8 protein-coding genes and 1 pseudogene are annotated in these 9783 nt (G+C 70.7%); 5 read left to right on the forward strand and 4 right to left on the reverse strand.

The window, feature by feature from the left end; genetic code table 11:
- Positions 1-135: 135 nt before the first annotated feature.
- The 3 genes from AB0L95_RS39180 to AB0L95_RS39190 form a co-directional block, all read right to left on the reverse strand.
- A complete protein-coding gene (locus tag AB0L95_RS39180) occupies positions 136-1644 on the reverse strand; it encodes a hypothetical protein (protein WP_365171008.1) in 1509 nt (502 codons plus the stop codon).
- Positions 1641-2330, reverse strand: coding sequence for a hypothetical protein (locus AB0L95_RS39185; RefSeq protein ID WP_365171009.1), 690 nt, complete (start codon positions 2328-2330; stop codon positions 1641-1643). The genes AB0L95_RS39180 and AB0L95_RS39185 overlap by 4 nt, the downstream gene beginning before the upstream one ends.
- Before the next feature lie 116 nt (positions 2331-2446).
- On the reverse strand, positions 2447-3370 hold the full coding sequence (locus AB0L95_RS39190; RefSeq protein WP_365171021.1) for a GNAT family N-acetyltransferase: 924 nt from the start codon (positions 3368-3370) through the stop codon (positions 2447-2449).
- A 627-nt stretch (positions 3371-3997) separates the two neighbouring features.
- On the opposite strand from AB0L95_RS39190, the gene AB0L95_RS39195 reads away from it, so the two are divergent.
- Positions 3998-4765 carry a GNAT family N-acetyltransferase gene (locus tag AB0L95_RS39195; RefSeq protein WP_365171011.1) on the forward strand — a complete coding sequence of 256 codons (768 nt, stop codon included), beginning with the start codon at positions 3998-4000 and terminating at the stop codon, positions 4763-4765.
- Between the two features lie 98 nt (positions 4766-4863).
- On the opposite strand, the gene AB0L95_RS39200 is transcribed toward AB0L95_RS39195, so the two are convergent.
- Positions 4864-5754 (reverse strand): polysaccharide deacetylase family protein, encoded by an 891-nt coding sequence (locus AB0L95_RS39200; protein ID WP_365171013.1) that lies wholly within the window; start codon positions 5752-5754, stop codon positions 4864-4866.
- A gap of 310 nt (positions 5755-6064) precedes the next feature.
- Between AB0L95_RS39200 and AB0L95_RS39205 the strand changes: the two genes are divergently transcribed.
- From AB0L95_RS39205 to AB0L95_RS39220, 4 genes and pseudogenes are all read left to right on the forward strand, one after another.
- A complete protein-coding gene (locus AB0L95_RS39205; protein WP_365171015.1) occupies positions 6065-6409 on the forward strand; it encodes a cupin domain-containing protein in 345 nt (114 codons plus the stop codon).
- 185 nt (positions 6410-6594) lie between these two features.
- Positions 6595-7392, forward strand: coding sequence for a polysaccharide deacetylase family protein (locus AB0L95_RS39210; RefSeq protein ID WP_365171017.1), 798 nt, complete (start codon positions 6595-6597; stop codon positions 7390-7392).
- 149 nt (positions 7393-7541) lie between these two features.
- Entirely contained in the window at positions 7542-7955 is a 414-nt protein-coding gene (locus tag AB0L95_RS39215; protein ID WP_365171019.1) for an SRPBCC family protein, read from the forward strand.
- A gap of 440 nt (positions 7956-8395) precedes the next feature.
- Positions 8396-9405 (forward strand): annotated as a pseudogene (locus tag AB0L95_RS39220) (medium chain dehydrogenase/reductase family protein).
- Positions 9406-9783 lie beyond the last annotated feature (378 nt).

Here is a 9783-nt window from a genome sequence, read left to right on the forward strand (position 1 = left end):
CCGGTCGCCCACGAGGTCGGCGGGGGCCGACTACGCTCGTGGCACCGGCCGTTGGACCTGCTGCCCGGCGCCGTCGAACGGCCGGTGGCGTCGACTGGGGCGTCAGGCCGGAGGTCCGCGCTGACCTCTTCGGCCTCACGCCTCGTGCAGCCTGGCCCCCATCCGCTCCACCGTGTGGCCGATCCGCAGTGCGGTGCCCGCGGCAGCGGTATGCCCCTGCCGGTGGAGCAGACTGCCCAGCAGATTCCAGCCCCCGGCCTGCTCCGGTGCCAGGACCAGCGCCGGGACCATCGCGGCCAGCGCCGACTCGACGTCTCCCTGAGAGGCGAGCAGTTCCGCGCGCAGCCCGTGCGCGAAGTCCAGCCAGGGGTAGCGGCCGAGCAGCGCGTGCACGGTCCGCAGGTCCGGTGTGCGCGGGCCCTGTCCGAGGTGGGCCCGCAGCTCCTTGTCGGTGCCGGGTGTCGTCTTGTAGGCGGCCGGGTCGTCCACCCGGCGAAGCATGGGCCGGGGGTCGACCAGTGCGGTCACCGTGCGCCAGCTCGGCCGCAGCCACACCGCCGGTACCTGTGGGGCGTTCCTCAACGAGGCCGGAAGCAGAGCCCGTTCACGGGCGAACCGGCTGCCGGTGGTGTCTCCCCGTTGCCGGAACCCCTCCTCCAGATCGCGCGTGTACTCGACCGCCTGGCCCATGCCGGCGATCTCAAGTGAGGCCCACAGCGCCGGGAAGTCCGCGTGCAGCTCCTCGAACTGCGCGCACACCGTCTTCAATCCCAGCGGCAGCCGGACCACCGCGTGCCGTAATCCGCTCAGACAGGCGACGTCGGCACAGGTGACCGCGGCCAGCGCCGCCGACCAGGAGTCGAAGTCGGTGGCGGCGCGGACCTCGTCGAGCCGTTCATGCACGTACGTCAACAGCCAGTTGACCGCGCGTTGGGCGGGCCGGCTGAGCGTCTGAACCGGCTCCTCGGGCCAGTCGAGGGGCTTTCCGACCCACTGGTCGGGCGAAGCGGGCAGTACACCGCCGGTGAAGACCCGGGTCAGGTCGGCGGCGGAGGACGTGTCCTCTTCCGCCGCACGCAGCAGCAGGGCCATGGCGAAGCCCGCGGCGGACGTGTCCACGACCTGCCCGGTGGTGGCCAGCTCGGCGATGAGTCGTACCGCGGCCGGTACGGCGTCCTCCGCGTCGATGGCGACGCAGTGCCACAGCGCCGCACGAAGCAGCCGGTCGATCAGGGCGGCACGCTGCCCCGCGGCCCGCTCCCGGTTGTCCTCCTCGTCCTCGTCGGGGCCGGAGATCTGCCAGCGGACGAACAGCTCACTGACCCACTGACTCGGCGGGTGCTGCGGCCATCGTGTCGTGTATCCGGCGAACGGTGCTCCGGCCTGCGCGGACGGCCCCGAGACGACGAACGGGAGATCCGCCGCGAAGCGCAGCCCGATCTCTTGCTCGGCCAGCATGGTCAGCGCGAGCAGAACACGGTGCCGACGCCGCTGGTATGCGGTCGAGGGCGGGGACATCCGGTGGAAGTTCAGGGTCGCGGCCTGCCGTCCGGCGAGCAGTGCCTCCGCAAGCAGCGTGTCGATGATCTCCAACAGCGGCCCCGCGCCCGGCGCCGGGGAGGTGACCAGCGTGGGCCCGCTCAAGAGGTCAGTCCCGTCAGGCCGATGGTGGTGACGATGTCACCGAGGTTGGCGCGTGTGGTGTCGAATGCCCGCAGCAGCCACTCCCGCGCCGAGATCCGATCGGTCCGCACATGCTCGATCCCCTGCCGGTACAGCTCCAGACCCAGGTCGTCCAGATACTTGCCCGGTTTGGCAGTGGCACTGACATGACCGATCAGTGCCAGCACCCGGCGCAGCCGCTGCCGTACCGCGCGTTCGTTGTCCAGCTCACCGAGGGGCAGATACAGCGCCTCGCACTCCTCGGCCAGGTCGTCCAGGACGACCAGTCCCGGCAGCGGTGGCATCGGCCGTCCGTCGAACAGCGCCCGGACCATCCGGTACGAGGGATGGACACCCACGTCCAGATCCACCCAGGAGCGCAGCGAGTCCGTCCCCACCGGCACCGCGATGGGAGCGGGTTCGTCGAGCGTGAACAGCACCAGCACATCGGGCCCGCTGTCGTCGGCCAGCGTGCCGGCCCGCACATAGTCGGCGACCTCGGTGTCCCGGCTGTGGAACGCCAGGAAGCAGTACGCCCGGGCGAACTCCCGCAGCCGCCGCACGTTCTCGGGGCGCAGCAGTTCGTTCAGGGCCCGGATGTTCCCGGTCTGGTTCCGGACGTCCGCCGCGGCTTCTTCGAGCAGAGCCGCCAGAGACAGTACGTACATTCACTCCCCCGTAGAGTCGAGCACCAGGCCCTCCAACGTGCCCTCACCGCACCCCTGTCGAGCACGATAGCCGCTCCGCGTGCGCATTCGCCGGGGAACTCTTCGTCCGTCACCCCTCACGTCCAGGTCATATTGATCTCCCGTCCGAAGGTGACGTATCCGGCCCGCCGGAACGCGTTGGCCATGGGGACGTTGCCGAGGTCCGTGGCCGCTCGGACACGGGGGACGCCCTGCCGGTCGAGGATGCGGGTGCCCTCGGCGAGGATGTCGTCGATGTAGCCGTTGCCGCGGTGCTCGGGAAGCACGGCGAGGTAGGCGATGATCGGGTTGTAGCCGTTGTGCGCCGGGACGACGAATCCCACCGGTCCCCTGCCGGGCAGCACCGCGACGCGCCACCAGTCCCTGGGGCTGGTGTAGCGCGCGAGTTCTTCCTCGTAGTGCCGGGTGGCTGCTGCGCGGGGGGACATCTCGGTCAGGTCGTGACGGCTGTGTGCGTCCAGGGTGCCGTCCAGGACGCGGGTCATGAGGTCCCGCAGTTCGGCGCTGTCATGAGGGCGCCGGAAGGCCAGGCGTCCGCTCGGCTCGGGTAGCGGAGTTCCCGGACGCCATTCGAGGCGGAGCCGCTCGACGAACAGGGTGGCGCCGGTACGCTCCAGGATTGTCATGCGGTCCTGGACGACGCGTCTGGTGTCGTCCCTGTCGCGCCAGTCGGGCGGGGTCGCGCGGCCGTACTCGGGCGTCGGCGATCCGCTCGGGAGGGTGGCGGACATGGCGGTGCGCAGGAGCCGCACACCGATCTCCACCCGGTCGGCAGCGGGGAGGCCGTCGTCGACATCCAGGATGTCCAGGAGGGCCGGCGTATCGTCGCCCGGTCTGCTCCACCAGGCCGCCCTGGCCAGCAGTCGGTCGCCCCGCAGGGCCAGCCACATCCAGCCCGGCCGGCGTCGGCCCTGGGCGAGGTCGTCCGCCAGTTCCTCGTTGAGGAAGTAGGGCAGTCGAGAGAAGAGGTCGAGTTCTTCGCGTCCGGTGATCGGGCGCATGATCAGGGTCTTGCGTTCCACGGTTGAGGCACACTCCGGTGCAGGGCGCCCGTCCGTTCCGGGGTCAGACGCGGTTCGCGCCCCGGGCAGGGACAAGCGCGGTGATCAGGGCGGTCATCGGCTTACCCCTCCTCTCGTCGTCCTGGTCCTGCGGCCACGGCGCCGCGGATCCGGGGATCAGAGTTATCCCACAACGACGCCCGCGGGCAATCCCTTTTCGCTCCGAGAACACCGACAACCCCGAGGACCCTGAGGACCTGAGGACACTGCTGTCAGCGCTGTCGACCGCCGCCATGAGGTTTCGAGGTTGCTCTCCGCCCCTGCCGTGTGGGAAGGTTCGCGAGCTCTCGACAAGTGCGTACGAAGTCGACGAAGGACTGAAGCCATTGATCCCGGCGTCCCCCAGCGGCCGCCGTCGGCACTGAGCCGTCTGCCCCAGAGGCAGCGAACTCCGGTGCTGCTCGCCTCTCCTCACGGCGGCCCCACGAAGCGGTGCCCTCGCACCGCCCTCGCCTCTCTCCGCAGAGGTGGTTCCCGGCTGCGGCCCGGCCGACAGCCCGCGCGGCATCCCGATCCGTTCATGCGGCGGGAACGCGTTTCGCCTGCCATCTACGTGAGGTCATCACCGTGGACACCGATGTCCAGAGCTTTGCCGTCGCCAATCTGCGCCGCCGCCCCCTGGCGGTCGAGATCGGCGGATTCGTCGCCGGATTCGATCCCGCGACAACCAGCCCCTACCTCAACTACGCGACCCCTGTGCCCGGTGCCCGCCCCACTGACAGCGATGTCACCGCGCTGATAGCGGCGTTCCGCGAACGCGGCCTCAAGCCCCGGCTGGAGTTCGCCCCGGACGCCGCACCGGCCGTGGAACCGGCGCTCCGTAAGGCGGGGTTCGCCACAGAGGCAGTGCACGAGTACATGGTCTGCACTCCCACCACACTGACGCCGCAGCCCCTCGCCGAACGGTCGTGTGCCCCACTCGGCGTGGAAACCCCGGACACCGATGAGGACTACGCGGCGATCGACGCCGCTCTCTCCGAGGCGTTCGCGGGTGTCTTCGCCTCGTCTCCGGAGGGCGCGGCCCGGCTGCGGCGCACCCAGGACAACGGCGGGGCCGTCCGGTTCGTCCGGGCCTCCGACGGCGGATGCGCCGGCGCGGCCTCCTGCTCGGCGCCGGCGGTCGGCACCTCGGAGCTCGCGGGCGTGGGGACCCGTCCCGCCTACCGCGGGCGTGGTGTCGCCGCCTCCGTCACGGCCGCGCTGACCGAGGCCATGTTCGCCCGGGGAGCGCGATCGGTGTGGCTGGAGTACTCGGGCGAGGGATCACGCCGGGTCTACGAACGCGTCGGCTTCCGGCCTCGGGGCACGCGTCTGTACCTGGCGCTCGAAGAATGACGTAGCGCATGCGGCGTCGACCGGGCCGGCGTCAGCCGCTCACGGTCGACGCGGCACGCGTGGTGGAGTCCGCAGCCCGGCCCACGGCGGACATCAGGTCAGGCCAACGCGTCCGAGAGGCGGACGAAGGTGTGGCCGGTGGCCAGCAGGCGGGGGACAGCGGTGGTGATCCCCCGGGCGGTGCCGCCTTCGGGGTGGTTCATATGGCACAGGACGATGGATCCGTCGTGGGCGGACGTGACGGAGGTGTGGACCTGTTCCGGGGTGAAGGTGGCGCCCCCGTCACCGTTGACGGAGAAGCTGACGAAGCGCTCTTCGAGGTCGGTCACGATCCGTGCCGCGACATCGTCGCAGTACGCGGTGCCGGACCGGAAGAAGCGTGGCGGAGCGCCCAGCAGCCCCGTCAGCTTGGCCCGGTTTCCCGCGATCTCGTCGTACACCTCGGCGACGTTGCGGGTGCCGGGGATGCCGTAGGCGGAGCGACCGCTCACTGACAGCGGGCGGTGCCGGGTGCCGTGGTTGGCGATCTCGAACAGCGGGTCGGCGGCCAGCTGATGGAAGACCGACGGGTTGGCGTCGATCCAGCGGGAGTTGAGGAAGAGGGTCGCGGGTACCTTCCGCTCGCGCAGGAAGTCGATCAGTGTCCGGTCGTAGCCACTGCCACCGGGCCCGCCGCAGGCGTCGAAGGTCAGCGCGATGGCGCGCTTGCCGGTGGGAAGCACGTGCACCACTCCGGGCGCCTCGAAGCCCCAGGTGCGGGGTACGGCGTGGCCGTATCGGGCGACGATCTCCGCGCGGGTGACCGCAGGTGCCGTCGCCGACGGGCGGGAGGAGGGGGTGCCCGTGGCAGGCGCGGTGGGAGCGGTGGGGGCGGTGGGTGAGCCGGACGCGGGGCTCGTGGCACCCGATGTGCTCTTCCTCGGGCCCGAGCAGCCCGCGAGCGCGCTACCCGCCAGGGCTGCCAGCAGTGCCCGGCGCCTGGGTGTCATCCACTCCCCCACTTGGTAGAAGGCCGATCGGCGGGAGCCGACACCCGCCGCGACAACCGTACGATGTGAACGGGCCGCGACCGGGAAGGCGGCGGACAAGAGATCACCAACGATCTTTTGTGGATCATTTGCTGTGCCCTGCGCCCCGCCCTGGAGCGTGGCCCCATCTCCCCGTGCCGCCGGGCCTGTTGTCCGGCCGGCAGCCGCCCCGATCACTGTGCCCATACCAGGCGATGTGTCCGCCGATCGGGGCCGACAGCCGACACACTGTCGGCGGATGAGCCGCGGAGTGCCCCGCTAGGGTCGCGCCATGACCCACAGCTTCGTAGTCCACATCCCCGACGCGGAACTCGAACCGGATCCGCTCGACCCGGCGCAGATCGTGTCCGGTACGCCGGAGGTGACCGGCAGGGTGATCTGGGAGTCGGAGGACGGCCGGTCCATCCGGGGCATCTGGCAGATCACACCCGGCGTCGTGACCGACACCGAAGCAAACGAACTGTTCGTGGTGATCAGTGGTTCCGCGACGATCGAGGTCGAGTCAGGCCCCACGCTCCATGTCGGGCCGGGCGACATGGCGGTGCTGCGCGAGGGCGACCGTACTACCTGGACGGTGCACGAGACGCTGCGCAAGGCGTACGCGATCAGCCTCTGAACGACGGTCATTCCTCACGTCGACCACCCGGGCCGGTACGTCCGGTGCACCCCGGTTTCTCCCCTCGCCTGTTCCTGAATTCCCGCGGAATTGTCCGTGATCGGTAACGGACGGATCCTTCAGCCGTCTTGCTCCGTCCTGACGGGTGCACGCAACCCACGGAGACGGCAAGGAACGGGACTGACATGGTGTGGCGCGGAGGACAGGGATGGTACGGCCGGATGCTCGCGGCGGCGGTCGGGGTGACGGCGGTGGCCGCCGCCACATCGGTGTGGACCGCGCAGGCGGGCCCCGTCGAGCGTCCAGGGGCCCGCGCGGGCGCCCCGGCCCCCTCCTCCTCCGCTGCCGGCACCCACTCCCAGGGCCCAGCGGGTGTGCCGGTCTCGGCGGTCATAGCCCACGCCTCGGACCTCGGGGCCCGAGGCGTCAACATCACCATCGACGACGGACCGGACCCCGTCTGGACGCCGCGAGTGCTGCAGGTGCTGCGGGACAACGGCGTGAAGGCCACGTTCTGCATGGTGGGAACACAGGCCCAGGCCCACCCGGACCTGGTCAAGGCGGTCGTGGCCGCCGGGCACCGGCTGTGCGACCACACGGTGTCGCACGACACCACCATGGACAAGAAGCCCGAGGCCTACCAGTCACAGCAGATCCTCGACGCCGAACGCATGATCACCAAGGCGTCCGGGGGTGTGCGGCCGATGTACTACCGGGCTCCCGGCGGGGCCTTCACCCCCTTCAGCCGTCAGCTCGCCGCCTCCCACGGAATGCGCCCGCTGGGCTGGAACGTCGACTCCAAGGACTTCGAGCGGCCCGGCACGAACGCCGTCGTCGCCACCGTCCAGCACGAGATCGCCAACGGTCCGACCGTCCTCTTCCACGACGCGGGCGGGGACCGCTCCCAGACCGTGGCCGCCCTGCGCGAGGTCCTGCCGTGGCTGAAGCAGCAGGGGTACTCCTTCGGCTTCCCGGTGCGCTGAGCGCGGCTCGACCGGCGGCAACAGCCCCCCGGCCGCCCCGCGGGGCCCTGGCCCGCTCGACACTCCCTCGCCCGAACTTCGAAGGCCGCAAAACGGGCACCCGTCCCTGTGTACGCCACGTGTACACCGCCGAGGCGAGGAGGTACCCGATGACCGAGTACGAACGTTCACGCACCATGGCGGCGCTGCCCGAGCGCGTCTTCGACCAGGCCGCCGACGTCGACCAGCTGGATGGCTGGCTGCCGAGCGCACTGCACGTGCACCCTGAGACCCCGCCTGCCGTCACCGTGCACGACGATCACGCCGAGCAGGACACGTCCGCGCTGCTCAGCGCCCGCCCGGAGCAGATGCGGATCGAGTGGGGCACCCGTGACGAGGGCTCCTACGCCGGGTGGCTCCAGGTCGCCGGTATCGGGAGCGGGACGAGCGAGGTGACCGTACACCTGTCGTTCTTCGACGATCGCCACGACCCCGGCGAGCGGCCGGTTACCGAAGCCCTCGACAGCAGCCTCCGCCGCCTGGAGGACCTTGTGCGGCTGCACACCGAGAACACGTCCGGCTGAGCGTCCGGGCCGGCCGACACCCATGGAGGGACGGCGCCCGGCTCGTCAGGGGTGTCGCCCCACAAGGCGACACCGAACCCATCGCTGCGAGCGACGGGCTCGACGAGGTGAACTCCGCCTGAATGCCTGTGGGTTGAACTAGCGTCACTTGGTATGAGCGATCAACCCCGTATGAGCGATCAGCAACTTGACACCGCCGTCCGCCGCGCCCGGCAGGACGACCTTGAGGGACCGGTCGCGTGCAGCAGCGCACTTGGAGCGGCTTGTGAGCGGCGGTCCGACTGGGCCGTGATCCCGGGTCGCCTACGGTTGACAGCCCTGAGTGTGAGTGGTTAATTACTCACATAGAGCGGCGCACTGAGCGGGCTGCCGCAAAGGGTGAGCGACCAACCACTCACTGACTCTCGGACATCCACCCCACACCACCCAGGAGCCCAGCCATGCAGACCACCGAGATGGTCCTTCCCTCCGTCGGCGAGCCCGAGTCCCTCCAGGTCCGCGTGCGGCAGCTGCCCGAGCCGGGGCCCGGCCAGGCCCTCGTCCGCGTGGAGGCCAGTGGTGTCACCTTCGCCGAACAGCAGATGCGGCGCGGCAAGTACTACGACATGCCCGCCTTCCCCTTCGTACCGGGATACGACCTCGTCGGCATCGTCGAGGCGCTGGGCGCTCCGGTTCCGGGCGGGCGCCCGCCGGCGGTGGGGCAGCGGGTCGCCGCCCTGACGAAGACCGGCGGCTGGGCGGACCATGTGCTGCTCGACACCGCCGACCTCGTTCCCGTCCCCGACGGTGTCGCCGCCGCCGACGCGGAGACCCTGGTCACCAACGGCGCCACCGCCTGGCGCATGCTGCACCGCACCGCGAAGGTGAAGCCCGGAGACACCGTCGTCGTCCACGGCGCCAACGGCGGCGTGGGCAGCGTGCTGGTGCAACTGGCCCGCGCCGACGGCATCCATGTGATCGGCACCGCCTCGGCACGTAACCAGGAAGCCGTCCGCGCTCTGGGCGCCGTCCCCGTGGACTACCGCGGCGACATCCCCGCCCGGGTCCGCGAACTGGCCCCCGACGGCGTCGCCGCCGTCTTCGACCACGTCGGTGGCGAGGGCATCAAGGACTCCTGGCGCATGCTCGCCGCCGGCGGCACGCTCGTGTCCTACGGCAGCGCCTAGACCGGCTCGCGCTGTGGAACCTGATGCCCAACCGCCGCAGCGCCCACTTCTTCAACCTGTGGGCGGGCAAGAGCCGCCGTCCTCAGCGGTACCGCGCTCAGCTGCGCGACGACCTGGCCCAGGTCTTCGCACTCCTGGACAGCGGAACCATCACCGCGCGGATCGACCGGGTCTATCCGCTGGAGCAGGCCGCCGAGGCCCTCCGGTACGCCGAATCCGGCCAGGTCGTCGGCAAGGTCGTCATCGCCTCGAACGGCGGACTCGGCGGCGGCCCCGCCCGATGACGTGCCCGCCCGGGCCGGTCAAGTGAAGAGATCGGTCCTGACCGACCGTCGTGGAGCGGACCGAGCACCGCGCCCCGACGGTCGACGGATGAGGGCGACGCGAGCGGAGTCCGCCCCGAGAGCCCGTCGGCATGGTGATCGGCGTGGCGATCGGGGTGGGGCCGATCGGGTTACTTTTCAGTCTGGAGGCACTCGGAGGGAGTACGGTCTCGCTCCCTTGCCGTGTCGTGCAGCGCTGCGGGGCGGGGGTGGGGTTGAGGGTGATCACGTTGCTGCTGCGGTCCCGCTGTGCCGGCGTGGTGCCGGCCTTCGCGGCGGCGGCGAAAGGACGACCTCATGCGAGTGACCCGGACCATGTTCGCCTCCGCGGCAGTTGCC

The organism is Streptomyces sp. NPDC052036, from assembly GCF_040680495.1.
Taxonomy (GTDB): Bacteria; Actinomycetota; Actinomycetes; order Streptomycetales; family Streptomycetaceae; genus Streptomyces.